This is a genomic window from Chryseobacterium turcicum (assembly GCF_021010565.1).
GTDB classification, from domain to species: domain Bacteria; phylum Bacteroidota; class Bacteroidia; order Flavobacteriales; family Weeksellaceae; genus Chryseobacterium; species Chryseobacterium turcicum.
In genome coordinates, this window is sequence record NZ_JAJNAY010000001.1 from 885665 (window position 1) to 905000 (window position 19336).

Consider the following 19336-nt stretch of genomic DNA (forward strand, 5'->3'; position numbering starts at 1 on the left):
GTGAAAAATAATAAGTTTCTCAGCATCTATATACTCTTGTTGTTTTTATTAAGCTCAATTAATATTTTTGGGCAAGAACAAACACAACAAGGTATCTCTATAAAAAAGAATTACGAAATTACCGACCCTACTTATTACGAAGCATATTACGATGTAAAAATCGGTATGTACTACGTGTATCCTAAGATAGGTAATACAATTACCGGACCACCTGTTGCCATGTCGCCGGAAGATTATAAAGAGTTTATGCTTGCAGAGCAGTCTAAAGCTTTTTATAGAGAAAAATCTGACCAGTACAATCTGATGTTCAGAAAAGATAAAACGGACGCAGCTAAAAAAGGTTTGATTCCTTCGTTAACGATAAACAACCGACTTTTTGAATCTATTTTTGGAAGCAATAAAATTGAAATTATTCCTTCTGGTTATGCTTCATTTGATTTTGGAGGTTTATATCAAAAAATTGATAATCCTTTAATCTTACCGCAAAACAGAACGAGTTTTACCTTTGATATCGATCAAAGAATTCAGTTGGGATTAATTGGAAAGGTTGGTGAAAACTTACAGCTTAAAGCTAATTATGATACGCAAAGTGGTTTTGCTTTTGAGAACAGAATGAATTTAGTTTGGCAGTCAAAAGGTACCTGGAAAGACCTTCAGACTAAAGGATTAAATGATGTAAATAAACCAAACGCAGGAGGTGAAGATAAAATCATCAAAAGAATTGAATTTGGTAATGTAAATATGCCTCTTTCTACTAGTTTGATACGTGGTTCTGAATCTTTATTTGGGGTAAAAAGTGAATTTCAGCTGGGTAAAACCTTCGGAACGGTGGTGCTTTCTCAGCAGCAAGGTGAAGCACGAAATATCGTAGTGCAAGGGGGTGGAACAATGAGCGACTTTAAAGTAAATGCTATAGACTATGAAGACGATCAACATTATTTTATCGGCCAATATTTCTTAAATAATTATGATAATGCTTTGCTTAATTATCCTCAGATCAATTCAAGAATCAGTATTTCCAGAATGGAAGTTTGGGTTTTGGATCAGGGAAATTCAAATTTGGCATATCAGAAAAGTATTATCGGGATTAGGGATTTGGGAGAAGGAGCTTCAGGAACACCAGATAATTCTCAAAACGGTTTATACAATGAGGTTAATAACGCAATTGGTAAACCTAGAGAACAAGGAAAAAACTATAAAACGAATTTTCAAGGGAAGACTTTTTCAGGAAGTACAGTTGCTTATGATGACGGTGAACAATTTGCCTTAAGTAAGAAAGCCAGAAGAATGGATGCGAATGAATATACTTTTCATCCGCAATTGGGATATATTTCATTAAATCAAAAACTAAATCCTACTCAGCTTTTAGCGGTCTCATTTTCATATACTGTAAACGGAACCAATCAGGTTTATAAAGTAGGTGAATTCTCGGAAGAAAGTCCAGTTATAGTTACAAAGTTGCTAAGATCAAATACCAAAATGAGTGTTGAGTCACCAATGTGGAATCTAATGATGAAGAACTTTTATTCTTTAGATGCAGCACAGGTAGACAGAGATGGTTTTATTTTAAATGTATATTATCGTGATGCACAGACAGGAGGTAAAGTAAATTACTTACCTGGTACTCCCGTTGAAGGTACCAATTTGCTTAAACTTTTCAACTGGGATCGTCTTAATGTGAACGGCGATTTACAGAATAGTAATGGGGTTTTAGGGGATGGGGTTTTTGACTTTGTAGAAGGAATTACTATTAGAAAAGATCAGGGACGGATTATGTTTACCAAAGTACAGCCATTCGGAAGTTATATAGCCGGTTTGGTAGGAAACGACCCTAAATATGTGTATTCAGATCTTTACTCGAAACAGAAATTGCAAGCTAGTCAAAGTGGCCTTTCTCAGCGTTATACGATGGAAGGTCGTTATAAAGGAGCTCAGGGACAAGGGATTTCTTTGGGAGCTGTAAATGTACCTCAGGGTTCTGTAAAAGTTTCGGCAAACGGAGTACAGCTTACCGAAGGTATTGATTATACGGTAGATTACATGTTGGGATCTGTTACCATTATTAATGAAACAGTAAAACAGTCTGGTCAAGCGATTAATATATCATTAGAAAACCAGTTAACGTTCAATACCCAGAGAAAAAGATTTTTAGGGGTAAATCTAGAAAGAAGAGTGAGTGAAAACTTTATCTTCGGAGGAACTGCAGTCAATTATTCTGAGTCTCCGCTTACCCAAAAAGTAAATTACGGTCAGGAAGCCGTAAACAATACAATGGTAGGGGTGAATATGATGTATAATAATCAGTTGCCATTCCTTACCAGATTAACAGATAAAATTCCGGGAATCAATACAGAGGCTCCTTCGAATTTAAACTTTAAAATGGAGGGTGCTTATTTAATTCCGGGAATCAATAAAGGAACAAATAATCAATCGTATATTGACGATTTTGAGCAGACGACCTCAAAGATTTCATTAAAAGAACCTACAGCATGGAGCTTAGCTTCCAAACCAGAGAAAAGTCAAAGTAATCCTATTTTTGCAGGAGCAGGATTGGATGATGATTTGACCAATGGATATGGAAGAGGTTTGCTTTCATGGTATAATATTGATCCGAGATTTTGGGGAGTAGGAGGTAAACCGCCACAGGGAATTACGCCAGCTTCAGTTTCCAATCACGCATCGAGAAGGGTGCAGTTTTCAGAAATTTTCAATAACAGAGACTTTGTAGCGGGAGAACAAACTTTTACCAATACTTTTGATATTTCTTATTTCCCGCAGGAAAAAGGACCTTATAATACCAATCCGGGAACGGAGACTACAGCAGAAAGATGGGCGGGAATTATGCGTCCGATCAGTGTTACCAATTTTACGAATTCAAATATTGAATACGTAGAATTTTGGATGATGGATCCTTATGCTGACGGTAATACTTTAGGGACCAATCCTAAACTTTTATTACAATTAGGAAATGTCTCGGAAGATATTCTTAAAGATGGCTTTATGCAGTATGAAAATGGTTTGCCTACGGGTGCTAGCCAATCTACTACAACAAGCTCCAACTGGGGAATACAGCCAAAACAGCCGCCGATTTTATATGCGTTTTCAAGTGAAGGGGCAGACAGAACAGCGCAGGATTTAGGATATGACGGATTAAGCTCAGATCAGGAATCGATGAGGTTTGGGAATACTTTTGTAAATCCGGTAACCAATCTTTCAGATCCTGCAGTGGATGATTTCATATTTTATATGTCTGATAAGTTTACTGGAAGTCAGGCTTCATCAATTATTCAACGATACAAATATTTTAGAGGTCCGGAAGGAAATTCACGAAGTGGCTCATTAGAAGTTTCTTCACAGACTCCGGATGCTGAAGATATCAATAAAGATTATAACTTAGATCAAGTCGAGAATTATAACGAATACGTTGTTAATCTAGATCAGGGAAGTTTAGGGTTAGGAACAAATTATATTATTGATCAGAAAACAGTAACCGCTACCTTCCAAAATGGTTCTAGCGATGATGTAAAATGGTATCTTTTCAGAATTCCAGTTGCTAAAGTTGGTGATCTAAATAGTGCAACTATACTTAATAATGTACGATTTGCAAGATTATTATTAACAGGATTTGATCAAGTTTCAACTTTGAGATTTGGTACCATGGATTTGATTAGATCAGACTGGAGAAAATATACGAGTAAAATTGCAAGTCCAGATGTAAGTTCAAATCAAGAAGGTATAGGAGATGCTACCGGAAATGCTCAACTTGAAGTAGGTAGCGTAAATATTGAAGAAAATGCACTTAACCAACCTCCTTATGTAGTACCTCCAGGAATTGACAGACAAGTTCTTAGTGGTAATGCGGGGGCGCAAAGACAAAATGAAGCTTCATTATATTTAAAAGCAACGCAAATTACAAATCAAGCTAGAGGAGTATTTAAAAATACATCTTTAGATATGAGAAGGTATAAGAAATTAAGATTATTTGTTCATGGTCAGAATTTAGATCGTCCTACGTCTTCAGATTATGATCCTAATACAAAATTTTTCATCAGATTTGGTAGTGATGCAACAGATAATTATTACGAATATGAAGCTTCTGTTAAATATACATCCAATTCTGCTACAACTCCTTTAGAAATTTGGCCTGCAGAAAATGACGTTGATTTTAATATTCAAGATTTTGTTGATGCAAAAATTAGAAGAGACAGAGAGTCTCCAACGAATATTATTGAGAGAAAAAAAGACTCGAAATTTGGTGATAGTAATAAAGGGATTTACATTAAAGGTAGACCTTCATTAGGAAATATTACTACGATCATGATTGGGGTAAGAAATACAGGAGCCCGTACTAACAGTCCAAGTAATGTAACTCTTTGGGTAAACGAAATCCGTCTTTCTGAAATTGATAATGATGGTGGGTATGCAGGAAATGCAAGCTTAAATTTCAACTTGGGAGATTTTGCAACGGTTAATACAAGTGCTTCTTATTCATCAGTAGGTTTCGGAAATATAGATTCTAAGCCGGCAGAAAGAAGTCAGGCTGCGCAATCGGCTTTCAGTATCAATACTGCAGTGAATGTAGATAAATTCTTACCCGAAAAAACAGGAATGAAAATTCCGGTCAATTATTCTTACTCGCAAACTATTGAAGATCCAAAGTACAATCCTTTAGATACCGATGTTGAATTTAGCAAAGCCGCAAACAAAGAAGAACTGAAAAAAGTCGCTCGAACGTATACACAGCAAAGAAGTATTGGAGTGGTTAATATGCATAAAGAAAGGGTGAAACCAAACAGTAAACCTAAGTTTTATGACGTAGAAAACCTTTCACTTACCGCTGTTTATAATGACGATCATTACCGAGATATTTATACCAAGAAAAACTACAGACAGTATTTCAGAGGATATTTAGATTACAATTACACATTCAAACCATGGGTAGTAAAGCCATTCAATAAAATGATCAGCGATACGGCAAAATCTACAAAATATCTGAGATGGGTAAAAGAGTTTAATATCAATCCGGTTCCTACAAGATTATCTTTCAGAACTGAATTAGACAGAAATTACAATGAGCTTGAATTTAGAAATATTGATGCTATTCTCAGCGGAAATCTTAATGATGATTTTGCTGCTTTAAAGAACAGAAATTTCTACTTCGGCTGGCAATATGGTTTAGGATTTAATTTTACTAAATCTTTAAAACTGGAAATCAACTCAGCTACAAGAACATTGAATGATCAAGTTGATGTGAATACAATGGATAATTCTTCTATTTTTGGAAATATTTTCAGAGCGGGAAGACCAGTTTTGTATAATCACAAAGTTCAGCTAAATTATAAATTGCCGTTCCAATATCTTCCTTATTTGGATTTTATTGATGCAGAATTAGGATATGGCTTTACCTATAATTGGAATGCAAGGTCTACGGCACTTCTTGCAAGTCCTGAAGGAAGTTTAGGGTCAATTGGACAAAATTCGAATGTTATTTCGGCGAATGCTACAGCAGATCTTCCGAAATTCTTTGGGCAGTTCAGTTATTTTAAAAAGATGTCTACGACGCTTCAGAAACGTAAGCAGGAACAAGACTCACTTAATACGGCGGTTAATCAGGCTTGGGAAAAAAACAGATATGCTTACAAGAAATATAAGTTTAAAAACAAATTGTCTATTTTACAGAGTGCGGCATTTGTACTTACTTCTATGAAGCAATTAAATGTAACGTACACCGAAAATAACGGTACTGTACTTCCAGGTTTATTATCTGCACCAAACGGATATGGATATGGTCAAACTTTGGGAGGACCTTCTTTAGGTTTCCTTTTTGGGTCGCAGGCAGATATCAGACGTACAGTGATGGAAAGAGGCTGGGTGAGTGATTCGCCATTTATGATTGATCCTTATATGAAGATGTCTACCCGAGAGTTTAGGTCAGATTTACAGGTCTCCCCGATGAATGATTTTAATATAAGCTTTAATGTTTTACAGACCTATAACCGTAATTTCTCACATACAGGATTCAATTATGTAGACGAGCAAACAAAAATTGCAAATCCGAATCTTACATTCGCAAGTGATATGGTATCCTATTCCAACACGGTGGTGCTTTTAAATTCATCATTTAAAGAAAGTACGGTGATTTATGATGCTATCAGAGCCAATGCTCAATTGATATCACAACAAATGGGCGGAGTTTTAAAGCCGGATGGATATACAGACGGACACGGTATTTCTAATGCTTATGTTCTAATTCCAGCATTCCGTGCAGCAATGGAAGGTAAAAATCCTGAGCGTATGGGGAATGCAAAAAAAGCAGGACTTCCGATTCCTAACTGGAGAATTATTTATTCGGGGCTTAGAAATGTTCCAATCATTAATGGGCAGTTTACCAAATTTGATATTCTCCACAGTTATACTGCAACGTATACCGCAACGGGAGTACAATCGAATATTGATTACTTCAACAGCCGAGTAGACAAAACAAGTTCTTTAAGAGATGTTAATGATAATTACATCAATCCTTATACATTCTCTCAGGTAAGTTATACAGAATCTTTCTCACCACTTATCGGAGTTGATGTTACGATGAGAAATAATATGCAGTTTGGGATACAGTACAACAAAACAAGAAGTATGATTCTTGGTTTGGTTAACCATTCACTTACCGAAGATGCCTATTCAGAATATGTTGTAAGACTAGGATATATTGTAAGAAATTTCCGTTTAGGAACCAATAATCAAAGAGGAGCAAGAGCTAAAGGATCAGATTTAAATATCCGAGGTGATATTTCTTTACGAGACAGCCAAACAAGTATTATGAATATCTTACTCAATGATTCTCAAATTACAGGAGGGCAAAAATTAATGAATATTAAGCTTTCTGCAGACTACAACGTTTCAGAAAACCTTAACTTAAGATTATTCTACGAACAGATGACTTCCAAGTATAAGATTTCTACAGCCTTCCCGCTGTCAACAATCAGAGCAGGAATTTCTGCAACGTTTACGTTTGGTGATTCCGGAGGTTTATAGATAAACAATTAGACAAATCCCTTTCTATTTTTAGAAAGGGATTTTTATTTCACAACTATTGGATGATAACGTTTCAATTACTATCTTTGGTAGGTAATAATAATTAATTTAAATAATAATAAAAGATACACAGCATTGTGTGTCTTTTATTTTTTAGTTTACATATTAGGATATTGTTCCATAATTGAATTGGTAAAAGGTATTTTTCATAGGTTTAAATTTTCGTAAGGTTGAATTTCAATATGAAAAAAATAATAATCTAATGAATAATTTCAATCAAAATATCACAATAAATTTTTAACCTGTAACTTGTTGAAAATTTCCTTTGAGCATATCTCTATTTTGAATAAATTTGTCATCATAAAAAAAATAAAATGAATACACCGTCAGAATTAAAGTACACCAAAGACCACGAATGGGTAAAAATCGAAGGTAATGTTGCTACAATTGGTATCACAGACTTTGCACAGGGAGAGTTGGGCGACATTGTTTATGTAGATGTAGATACAGTAGATGAAGATATCAACGGTGGAGATGTGTTCGGAAGTGTTGAAGCTGTAAAAACTGTTTCAGATTTATTCTTGCCAATTTCAGGAAAAGTAATTGAGTTCAATGCAGGTTTAGAAGATCAACCAGAATTATTAAACTCAGATCCTTACGGAGACGGATGGATTATCAAGCTAGAAATTGCAGAAGATGCAGATCACTCAGAATTGCTTACTGCTGAAGAATATCAAGCAATCATTGGATAAAATTTCAAACATATTTATTAAGATACTGCCCATTTATTGGGCATTTCTTACTTATATGCTTCTGCGTCCCGGTGTCGAAAACCACGAATACTTCTTTATGTTTAGTGGGATTGACAAGGTTTTGCACCTAGGCATATTTGCGGCATTAGGCTTTTGCTTTATCGCAGCCTTTCCAAAAATCAGATTTTCATATTTCTTTCAAATCATGTTGATTTATGCATTCCTCACAGAAATTCTCCAGGAAGAAATGAAACTCGGCAGATCCATGGAAACACTAGATATCATCGCCGATACCCTTGGTTGCTTAATAGGATACTATATATTTAAAATATTAGCCAAACGTTTTCTATGACTCTTTCATAAAAAACTTAATACAAACACATTCTACCTCCGACTTCCTTCGGAGGTATTTTTTTTCAGGAGCTATTTCCCGCTGTCCACTATATCTTTTTTTGCCAAAGCTTTTCCCCCCGCAAAAAAAAGGATGCCGTTCCCATCGGGGCTAGGAGATACTATATAATTAGGAGATACTATATAATAAGAAGCTTTGGTATACCGAATCAATTTTCAGCAATCATCAGAACCACCCTCCATTTTTTCACCAGCCTTACGCCACCCTCACTACCACCACCAACAAAAACAAAAACACAAAATGGCATTACATTCCCCTCCATCGGAGGGGTGTCGAAAAATCTTTGATTTTTTGACGGACTGGTTTTCCGTTTCAACCCTCCATAAAACGTTATTTTTCCTAAACCTAAACCTAAACCTAAACCTAAACCTAAATCTCCAATCTCTATCCATCACTCCATAGGAGTGTTATCTGTGTAGAAAAAAGCAATAAGCACAATTGAGCGCTTCGTAGAAGCGCCATCTTTGTAACCCAACGATATGATTATAGAATGAGCTCCGTAAGAGCGACTCCAACCCTAAAACCCTAAAACTCTCCAACTCATTTACTAACTTTCAGGAGCTTAATCCCGCTGTCCACTATATCTTTTTTTGCCAAAGCTTTTCCCCCGCAAAAAAAAAGGATGCCGTTCCCATCGGGGCTAGGAGTAATTTTGTATTAGAATTCCTTGTTCTTTCGATATTGAGAAGGTACTTGTAGAGGATTTATCGTTCCATTAATTATTAATTGATATCAAGAGAATCTCAACCCAGTATCATCATCAAAATGAAATTCATTAATTGAGAAGGTACTACATGCAGAGTATTTATCATTCCATTAATTATTAATTGATATCAAGAGAATCTCAACGTCATATTTTTATCAAGTAAAAACGATTACTTTCTTTCCTATTATCTATAAGCTCCAGAGGAGCGAAAACTTTGTAGAATAAATATGAGCAAACCAAGATAAGAGCTCCATAGGAGCGATACCAACACTCGAACACTCGAACACTCGAACACTCGAACACTCGAACACTCGAACACTCCAACTAAATTATTCCTCCACCCAGTCAGTCGTTTAAGCTTCAATATGAATTGAAATTAAACATAATGTTAAATAAATTAGGATTGTGTTTATAAAAAGTACTACTTTTGCCCCACTGAAAAACGAAAGAGATTCGGTAGCGCAGAAGCCACTATTTATATAGTTTAAAAAGAAAAAACTAATATCCACTTTAAGATATAAAATCAAAAAAAACTCTTTAAAATTTTTAGCGATAAAGATTGTGAGAATTAAAAAGATTAGTATCTTCGCAGTCCGGTAAAACGGGAAGCGCAGGAGTAGATAGATTAGGTGTTGATAGAAGGATTTAGGGTCATCAAAAAACTTTAAAATTTCTTCAAAAAACATTTGGTCAGTTAGTAATAATTTTTTACTTTTGCACACGCAAATCGATACTGAAAACGACAGAAAATGTAGGTATCGTAAAAAGCGAGAGAGAAGAGATCATTGAAAAATAATATACAACCAAGTAAGGAAAAACTAAAGCGTCAATTAACTTTGAGTGAGTCAGACAAACATACAATGGAGAGTTTGATCCTGGCTCAGGATGAACGCTAGCGGGAGGCCTAACACATGCAAGCCGAGCGGTATTTGTCTTTCGGGACAGAGAGAGCGGCGTACGGGTGCGGAACACGTGTGCAACCTACCTTTATCAGGGGGATAGCCTTTCGAAAGGAAGATTAATACCCCATAATATAATGATTGGCATCAATTATTATTGAAAACTCCGGTGGATAGAGATGGGCACGCGCAAGATTAGATAGTTGGTAGGGTAACGGCCTACCAAGTCAGTGATCTTTAGGGGGCCTGAGAGGGTGATCCCCCACACTGGTACTGAGACACGGACCAGACTCCTACGGGAGGCAGCAGTGAGGAATATTGGACAATGGGTGAGAGCCTGATCCAGCCATCCCGCGTGAAGGACGACGGCCCTATGGGTTGTAAACTTCTTTTGTATAGGGATAAACCTTTCCACGTGTGGAAAGCTGAAGGTACTATACGAATAAGCACCGGCTAACTCCGTGCCAGCAGCCGCGGTAATACGGAGGGTGCAAGCGTTATCCGGATTTATTGGGTTTAAAGGGTCCGTAGGCGGATCTGTAAGTCAGTGGTGAAATCTCATAGCTTAACTATGAAACTGCCATTGATACTGCAGGTCTTGAGTAAAGTAGAAGTGGCTGGAATAAGTAGTGTAGCGGTGAAATGCATAGATATTACTTAGAACACCAATTGCGAAGGCAGGTCACTATGTTTTAACTGACGCTGATGGACGAAAGCGTGGGGAGCGAACAGGATTAGATACCCTGGTAGTCCACGCCGTAAACGATGCTAACTCGTTTTTGGGTCTTCGGATTCAGAGACTAAGCGAAAGTGATAAGTTAGCCACCTGGGGAGTACGTTCGCAAGAATGAAACTCAAAGGAATTGACGGGGGCCCGCACAAGCGGTGGATTATGTGGTTTAATTCGATGATACGCGAGGAACCTTACCAAGGCTTAAATGGGAAATGACCGGTTTAGAAATAGACTTTTCGCAAGACATTTTTCAAGGTGCTGCATGGTTGTCGTCAGCTCGTGCCGTGAGGTGTTAGGTTAAGTCCTGCAACGAGCGCAACCCCTGTCACTAGTTGCCATCATTAAGTTGGGGACTCTAGTGAGACTGCCTACGCAAGTAGAGAGGAAGGTGGGGATGACGTCAAATCATCACGGCCCTTACGCCTTGGGCCACACACGTAATACAATGGCCAGTACAGAGGGCAGCTACCAGGCGACTGGATGCGAATCTCGAAAGCTGGTCTCAGTTCGGATTGGAGTCTGCAACTCGACTCTATGAAGCTGGAATCGCTAGTAATCGCATATCAGCCATGATGCGGTGAATACGTTCCCGGGCCTTGTACACACCGCCCGTCAAGCCATGGAAGTTTGGGGTACCTGAAGTCGGTGACCGTAACAGGAGCTGCCTAGGGTAAAACAAGTAACTAGGGCTAAGTCGTAACAAGGTAGCCGTACCGGAAGGTGCGGCTGGAACATCTCATTTTAGAGCGTCTTCGGACGATAAAAAATAAGGACACAATGTGTCCATGCACTTACTTAAAGAGAAGCTTTAGTTTTTATTTGGTTGATATATAAGTATAAGTAAAAAGGTTAAAGTAAAAAGAGCCAAGTGTAACAGCTTGTATTAATTACTCATTACCAATTATTTATTACTTATAATATATATAAGAAATACAAAACCCACTAGAAATTAGTATTAGGGAAGAGAGATTGAGTATGAAGAAGAGAAAAAAGAGATATGCAAATATTACTTATTACTCATCACCCATTACTCATAACAAAGTCTCGTAGCTCAGCTGGTTAGAGCGCTACACTGATAATGTAGAGGTCGGCAGTTCGAGCCTGCCCGAGACTACTAATTTAAATAGAGGTTAGAATCTAGAAATTAGAAGTTAGTTTTTTACTAATCTCTAACTTCTAACTACTAACATCTAAACTAGCGGGGAATTAGCTCAGCTGGCTAGAGCGCCTGCCTTGCACGCAGGAGGTCAAGGGTTCGACTCCCTTATTCTCCACATTGTTATAGTAATATAACATGATTTATGGTTTAATTTTAAGAAGCAAATAGAGCCAAAAACAATATTTTGCGAATTAGATCAGAAATAGCATAAAGATCATTGACATTAACGGTAAAAATATCACAAAGAGAAAACCGAGCGCAATTAAGCGTTTGAGTTTACAAAAATATTTTAGCAGCAATGCTAAAGCAAAAATACTGAACTAATTAATAATTAGGAAAGAAATCGTTAAGGGCGTATGGCGGATGCCTAGGCTTTCAGAGGCGACGAAGGACGTGGTAAGCTGCGAAAAGCTGCGGGGATTGGCACACACGAATTGATCCGCAGATGTCCGAATGGGGCAACCCGTCTGGTTGAAGACCAGTCACTCCGCAAGGAGAGCAAACCAGGAGAACTGAAACATCTAAGTACCCTGAGGAAAAGAAATCGAAGAGATTCCGTAAGTAGTGGCGAGCGAACGCGGATTAGCCCAAAAGCTTTTATATGTTTAATAGAATGTTCTGGAAAGAACAGCCATAGAGGGTGATAGCCCCGTATATGAAAGGCATATTTAAGTGATAAATGAGTAGGGCGGGACACGTGAAATCCTGTTTGAATATGGGGGGACCATCCTCCAAGGCTAAATACTCCTGAAAGACCGATAGTGAACAAGTACTGTGAAGGAAAGGTGAAAAGCACTTCGAATAGAAGGGTGAAATAGAACCTGAAACCGTACGCCTACAAGCGGTCGGAGCCCACAAGTTGGGTGACGGCGTGCCTTTTGCATAATGAGCCTACGAGTTAATGTTACTAGCGAGGTTAAGTACTTCAGGTACGGAGCCGGAGCGAAAGCGAGTCTGAATAGGGCGCTTAGTTAGTAGTATTAGACGCGAAACCTTGTGATCTACCCATGGGCAGGTTGAAGCTTTGGTAACACAAAGTGGAGGACCGAACCGGTTGACGTTGAAAAGTCTTCGGATGACCTGTGGGTAGGGGTGAAAGGCCAATCAAACTGGGAGATAGCTCGTACTCCCCGAAATGCATTTAGGTGCAGCGTCGTGTATAAGTTTATTAGAGGTAGAGCTACTGATTGGATGCGGGGGAGTCAAATCCTACCAATTCCTGACAAACTCCGAATGCTAATAAATGTTCCACGGCAGTGAGGGCGCGGGTGCTAAGGTCCGTGTCCGAGAGGGAAAGAACCCAGACCAACAGCTAAGGTCCCCAAATCTCTATTAAGTTGAAGCAACGCGGTTGGACTGCATTGACAGCTAGGATGTTGGCTTGGAAGCAGCCATTCATTTAAAGAGTGCGTAACAGCTCACTAGTCGAGCGGTCCGGCATGGATAATAATCGGGCATAAATAGAGTACCGAAGCTATGGATTTACAACCTTGAGTTGTATCTGGTAGGGGAGCATTCTGTTTGCACAGAAGCTGAGTCGTGAGGCTTGGTGGAGCGGACAGAAAAGAAAATGTAGGCATAAGTAACGATAAAGCGGGCGAGAAACCCGCTCACCGAAAGACTAAGGTTTCCTCAGCCATGCTAATCAGCTGAGGGTTAGTCGGGACCTAACGCGAACCCGAAAGGGGTAGTGGATGGACAATGGGTTAATATTCCCATACTTGCTCACACTAAAAAGGGGACGGAGTGCCGTACTTACTGGAGACTGACGGAATAGTCAAGACCTAGCCTTCGGGCGAAGTTGTTGTAGGGAAAGTGCTTCCAAGAAAAGCCGAAGTGAAGCAACCCGTACCATAAACCGACACAGGTAGTCGAGGAGAGAATCCTAAGGTGCTAGAGTGAATCATGGTTAAGGAACTAGGCAAAATAGTCTCGTAACTTCGGGAGAAGAGACGCCATCAGCAATGGTGGCCGCAGTAAAAAGGCCCAGGCGACTGTTTATCAAAAACACAGGACTCTGCAAAATCGAAAGATGCAGTATAGGGTCTGACACCTGCCCGGTGCTGGAAGGTTAAGGAAGGGCGTTAGCAGCAATGCGAAGCGTTTAACTGAAGCCCCAGTAAACGGCGGCCGTAACTATAACGGTCCTAAGGTAGCGAAATTCCTTGTCGGGTAAGTTCCGACCTGCACGAATGGTGTAACGATCTGGGCACTGTCTCAACCATGAGCTCTGTGAAATTGTAGTCTCGGTGAAGATGCCGAGTACCCGCAATGGGACGAAAAGACCCTGTGAACCTTTACTATAACTTCGTATTGACTTTGAGTAAGTAATGTGTAGGATAGGTGGGAGACTTTGAAGCAGGCACGCTAGTGTTTGTGGAGTCAACGTTGAAATACCACCCTTTACTTACTTGGAGCCTAACTTCTTTTAGAAGGACACTGCGTGGTGGGTAGTTTGACTGGGGTGGTCGCCTCCAAAAGAGTAACGGAGGCTTTCAAAGGTACCCTCAGCACGCTTGGTAACCGTGCGTAGAGTGTAATGGCATAAGGGTGCTTGACTGTGAGACCTACAAGTCGATCAGGTGCGAAAGCAGGACATAGTGATCCGGTGGTTCCGTATGGAAGGGCCATCGCTCATAGGATAAAAGGTACTCCGGGGATAACAGGCTAGTCTCCCCCAAGAGCTCACATCGACGGGGAGGTTCGGCACCTCGATGTCGGCTCGTCACATCCTGGGGCTGGAGAAGGTCCCAAGGGTTGGGCTGTTCGCCCATTAAAGTGGCACGCGAGCTGGGTTCAGAACGTCGTGAGACAGTTCGGTCTCTATCTATTGCGGGCGTTAGATGTTTGAGAGGGCTTGATTCTAGTACGAGAGGACCGAATTGAACAAACCTCTGGTGTATCAGTTGTTCCGCCAGGAGCACCGCTGAGTAGCTACGTTTGGAAGAGATAAGCACTGAAAGCATATAAGTGCGAAACTCGCCTCAAGATGAGACATCTTTTAAGGGTCGTGGGAGATGACCACGTTGATAGGCTATAGGTGTAAAGTTGGTAACAGCATAGCCGAGTAGTACTAATTACCCGTAGATTTATAGCCTAATTGGCAACTGCTTAATTGCGCAATTAAAGGTTCTCTCTTTGTGAATATTCTTATCGATAAAACCAGAAGTTAGAAACTAGATATTAGAAGTTAGTTTTTACTAATCTCTAACTACTAAAATCTAACCTCTTATATACAACCTTTAGGGTGGTTTTAGCGGTGGGGCTCACCTGTTCCCATTCCGAACACAGAAGTTAAGCCCACCAGCGCCGATGGTACTGCGAAAGCGGGAGAGTAGGTCGCCGCCAGTTTTTTTTAAAGTCTCATACATGAATTTGTATGAGACTTTTTTTTGCAATAAACTTAAAGCGAAGGTAATAGGTAATAGGTAATAGGGCGCTTCTTCGGAGCGTAACCTTTGTAAAAAGGAATAATCCTATCGCAATTTCTTAGAGCTCCAGAGGAGCGACACTATTATACACATTATATTTTCTCAAGAAACTAAGGATACTTTTTATATTTTAAATCCAAAAATAATGCTTTCCCAAAATACTTATGTTTAGTATTATAGACCAATAATCATTTTACTATCATCCATTAATTACTAAACTTTAATTCTTACGCTTTGTCTCTCAACTCTGCCTACCGATATTCTTTAATACCTTCCACAAGCAGTTTTGAGGGAATTTATCTCTATAGATTTACTATTTAACATTACACAATACCTCAAAAGCTTTTGTACAATATTTGTTACTCCATAGGAGTAGTATCTGTGTAGAAAAAAGCAATAAGCACAATTGAGCGCTTCGTAGAAGCGCCATCTTTGTAGCCCCACGATATTATTAGATTATGAGCAGGGAATAATTCTATCCCAATCTCTTAAAGCTCCGGAGGAGCGACACTATTATACAAATTAAATTTATCCATTACTTTATCAAGAAACTAAGGATACTTTTTATATTTTAAATCCTAAAATAAAGCTTTCCCAAAATACTTATGTTTAGTATTATAGACCAATAATCATTCTACTATCATCCATTAATTACTAAACTTTAATTCTTACACTTTGTCTCTCAACTCTGCCTACCGATATTCTTTAATACCTTCCACAAGCAGTTTCAAGGGAATTTATCTCTGTAGATTTACTATTTTACATTACACATTACCTCAAAAGCTTTTGTACAATATTTGTTACTCCGAAGGAGTGCTATCTGTGTAGAAAAAAGCAATGAGTACAATTAAGCGCTTCGTAGAAGCGCCATCTTTGTATCCCAAGGATATGATTATATAATGAGCTCCGTAGGAGCGCCTCCAACCCTCCAACCCTCCAACTAAATTATTCCTCCACCCAGTCAGTCGTTTAAGCTTCAATATGAATTGAAATTAAACATAATGTTAAATAAATTAGGATTGTGTTTATAAAAAGTACTACTTTTGCCCCACTGAAAAACGAAAGAGATTCGGTAGCGCAGAAGCCACTATTTATATAGTTTAAAAAGAAAAAACTAATATCCACTTTAAGATATAAAATCAAAAAAAACTCTTTAAAATTTTTAGCGATAAAGATTGTGAGAATTAAAAAGATTAGTATCTTTGCAGTCCGGTAAAACGGGAAGCGCAGGAGTAGATAGATTAGGTGTAGAGAGAAGGATTTAGGGTCATCAAAAAACTTTAAAATTTCTTCAAAAAACATTTGGTCAGTTAGTAATAATTTTTTACTTTTGCACACGCAAATCGATACTGAAAACGACAGAAAATGTAGGTATCGTAAAAAGCGAGAGAGAAGAGATCATTGAAAAATAATATACAACCAAGTAAGGAAAAACTAAAGCGTCAATTAACTTTGAGTGAGTCAGACAAACATACAATGGAGAGTTTGATCCTGGCTCAGGATGAACGCTAGCGGGAGGCCTAACACATGCAAGCCGAGCGGTATTTGTCTTTCGGGACAGAGAGAGCGGCGTACGGGTGCGGAACACGTGTGCAACCTACCTTTATCAGGGGGATAGCCTTTCGAAAGGAAGATTAATACCCCATAATATAATGATTGGCATCAATTATTATTGAAAACTCCGGTGGATAGAGATGGGCACGCGCAAGATTAGATAGTTGGTAGGGTAACGGCCTACCAAGTCAGTGATCTTTAGGGGGCCTGAGAGGGTGATCCCCCACACTGGTACTGAGACACGGACCAGACTCCTACGGGAGGCAGCAGTGAGGAATATTGGACAATGGGTGAGAGCCTGATCCAGCCATCCCGCGTGAAGGACGACGGCCCTATGGGTTGTAAACTTCTTTTGTATAGGGATAAACCTTTCCACGTGTGGAAAGCTGAAGGTACTATACGAATAAGCACCGGCTAACTCCGTGCCAGCAGCCGCGGTAATACGGAGGGTGCAAGCGTTATCCGGATTTATTGGGTTTAAAGGGTCCGTAGGCGGATCTGTAAGTCAGTGGTGAAATCTCATAGCTTAACTATGAAACTGCCATTGATACTGCAGGTCTTGAGTAAAGTAGAAGTGGCTGGAATAAGTAGTGTAGCGGTGAAATGCATAGATATTACTTAGAACACCAATTGCGAAGGCAGGTCACTATGTTTTAACTGACGCTGATGGACGAAAGCGTGGGGAGCGAACAGGATTAGATACCCTGGTAGTCCACGCCGTAAACGATGCTAACTCGTTTTTGGGTCTTCGGATTCAGAGACTAAGCGAAAGTGATAAGTTAGCCACCTGGGGAGTACGTTCGCAAGAATGAAACTCAAAGGAATTGACGGGGGCCCGCACAAGCGGTGGATTATGTGGTTTAATTCGATGATACGCGAGGAACCTTACCAAGGCTTAAATGGGAAATGACCGGTTTAGAAATAGACTTTTCGCAAGACATTTTTCAAGGTGCTGCATGGTTGTCGTCAGCTCGTGCCGTGAGGTGTTAGGTTAAGTCCTGCAACGAGCGCAACCCCTGTCACTAGTTGCCATCATTAAGTTGGGGACTCTAGTGAGACTGCCTACGCAAGTAGAGAGGAAGGTGGGGATGACGTCAAATCATCACGGCCCTTACGCCTTGGGCCACACACGTAATACAATGGCCAGTACAGAGGGCAGCTACCAGGCGACTGGATGCGAATCTCGAAAGCTGGTCTCAGTTCGGATTGGAGTCTGCAACTCGACTCTATGAAGCTGGAATCGCTAGTAATCGCATATCAGCCATGATGCGGTGAATACGTTCCCGGGCCTTGTACACACCGCCCGTCAAGCCATGGAAGTTTGGGGTACCTGAAGTCGGTGACCGTAACAGGAGCTGCCTAGGGTAAAACAAGTAACTAGGGCTAAGTCGTAACAAGGTAGCCGTACCGGAAGGTGCGGCTGGAACATCTCATTTTAGAGCGTCTTCGGACGATAAAAAATAAGGACACAATGTGTCCATGCACTTACTTAAAGAGAAGCTTTAGTTTTTATTTGGTTGATATATAAGTATAAGTAAAAAGGTTAAAGTAAAAAGAGCCAAGTGTAACAGCTTGTATTAATTACTCATTACCAATTATTTATTACTTATAATATATATAAGAAATACAAAACCCACTAGAAATTAGTATTAGGGAAGAGAGATTGAGTATGAAGAAGAGAAAAAAGAGATATGCAAATATTACTTATTACTCATCACCCATTACTCATAACAAAGTCTCGTAGCTCAGCTGGTTAGAGCGCTACACTGATAATGTAGAGGTCGGCAGTTCGAGCCTGCCCGAGACTACTAATTTAAATAGAGGTTAGAATCTAGAAATTAGAAGTTAGTTTTTTACTAATCTCTAACTTCTAACTACTAACATCTAAACTAGCGGGGAATTAGCTCAGCTGGCTAGAGCGCCTGCCTTGCACGCAGGAGGTCAAGGGTTCGACTCCCTTATTCTCCACATTGTTATAGTAATATAACATGATTTATGGTTTAATTTTAAGAAGCAAATAGAGCCAAAAACAATATTTTGCGAATTAGATCAGAAATAGCATAAAGATCATTGACATTAACGGTAAAAATATCACAAAGAGAAAACCGAGCGCAATTAAGCGTTTGAGTTTACAAAAATATTTTAGCAGCAATGCTAAAGCAAAAATACTGAACTAATTAATAATTAGGAAAGAAATCGTTAAGGGCGTATGGCGGATGCCTAGGCTTTCAGAGGCGACGAAGGACGTGGTAAGCTGCGAAAAGCTGCGGGGATTGGCACACACGAATTGATCCGCAGATGTCCGAATGGGGCAACCCGTCTGGTTGAAGACCAGTCACTCCGCAAGGAGAGCAAACCAGGAGAACTGAAACATCTAAGTACCCTGAGGAAAAGAAATCGAAGAGATTCCGTAAGTAGTGGCGAGCGAACGCGGATTAGCCCAAAAGCTTTTATATGTTTAATAGAATGTTCTGGAAAGAACAGCCATAGAGGGTGATAGCCCCGTATATGAAAGGCATATTTAAGTGATAAATGAGTAGGGCGGGACACGTGAAATCCTGTTTGAATATGGGGGGACCATCCTCCAAGGCTAAATACTCCTGAAAGACCGATAGTGAACAAGTACTGTGAAGGAAAGGTGAAAAGCACTTCGAATAG

4 protein-coding genes, 4 tRNA genes and 5 rRNA genes (1 of these 13 only partly in view) are annotated in these 19336 nt (G+C 39.5%); 12 read left to right on the forward strand and 1 reads right to left on the reverse strand.

What is annotated here, in order from left to right; translation table 11 throughout:
• The 3 genes from sov to LO744_RS04190 all read left to right on the forward strand — a co-directional run bounded on the left by sov (position 1) and on the right by LO744_RS04190 (position 8136).
• On the forward strand, positions 1-7032 hold the full coding sequence (gene sov, locus LO744_RS04180) for a T9SS outer membrane translocon Sov/SprA (RefSeq protein WP_394799506.1): 7032 nt from the start codon (positions 1-3) through the stop codon (positions 7030-7032).
• A 374-nt stretch (positions 7033-7406) separates the two neighbouring features.
• On the forward strand, positions 7407-7784 hold the full coding sequence (gene gcvH / locus LO744_RS04185) for a glycine cleavage system protein GcvH (protein WP_230667336.1): 378 nt from the start codon (positions 7407-7409) through the stop codon (positions 7782-7784).
• Positions 7785-7839: 55 nt separating this feature from the next.
• Positions 7840-8136, forward strand: a complete 297-nt coding sequence (locus LO744_RS04190; protein WP_230670476.1) for a VanZ family protein — start codon at positions 7840-7842, stop codon at positions 8134-8136.
• Positions 8137-8344: 208 nt separating this feature from the next.
• On the opposite strand, the gene LO744_RS04195 is transcribed toward LO744_RS04190, so the two are convergent.
• Positions 8345-8512 (reverse strand): hypothetical protein, encoded by a 168-nt coding sequence (locus LO744_RS04195; RefSeq protein ID WP_230667338.1) that lies wholly within the window; start codon positions 8510-8512, stop codon positions 8345-8347.
• Between the two features lie 1247 nt (positions 8513-9759).
• Between LO744_RS04195 and LO744_RS04200 the strand changes: the two genes are divergently transcribed.
• The 9 genes from LO744_RS04200 to LO744_RS04240 form a co-directional block, all read left to right on the forward strand.
• Positions 9760-11276 (forward strand): 16S ribosomal RNA (locus tag LO744_RS04200).
• 298 nt (positions 11277-11574) lie between these two features.
• Positions 11575-11648 (forward strand) — tRNA-Ile (locus tag LO744_RS04205).
• 86 nt (positions 11649-11734) lie between these two features.
• Positions 11735-11808 (forward strand) — tRNA-Ala (locus LO744_RS04210).
• A gap of 221 nt (positions 11809-12029) precedes the next feature.
• Positions 12030-14790: ribosomal RNA gene (locus LO744_RS04215) — 23S ribosomal RNA — on the forward strand.
• A gap of 146 nt (positions 14791-14936) precedes the next feature.
• Positions 14937-15044 (forward strand): 5S ribosomal RNA (gene rrf / locus LO744_RS04220).
• Between the two features lie 1553 nt (positions 15045-16597).
• Positions 16598-18114 (forward strand): 16S ribosomal RNA (locus tag LO744_RS04225).
• 298 nt (positions 18115-18412) lie between these two features.
• A tRNA-Ile gene (locus LO744_RS04230) sits at positions 18413-18486 on the forward strand.
• An 86-nt stretch (positions 18487-18572) separates the two neighbouring features.
• Positions 18573-18646, forward strand: a tRNA-Ala gene (locus tag LO744_RS04235).
• A gap of 221 nt (positions 18647-18867) precedes the next feature.
• Positions 18868-19336 (forward strand): 23S ribosomal RNA (locus tag LO744_RS04240); it runs 2292 nt beyond the window's last position.
• Together the 16S, 23S and 5S rRNA genes with 4 tRNA genes alongside form the textbook arrangement of a ribosomal RNA operon.

Bases quoted from the DNA above. Each gene is read 5' to 3' on its own strand.
- gcvH (WP_230667336.1), top strand. From the start codon at position 7,407: ATGAATACACCGTCAGAATTAAAGTACACCAAAGACCACGAATGGGTA.
- LO744_RS04190 (WP_230670476.1), top strand. From the start codon at position 7,840: ATGCTTCTGCGTCCCGGTGTCGAAAACCACGAATACTTCTTTATGTTT.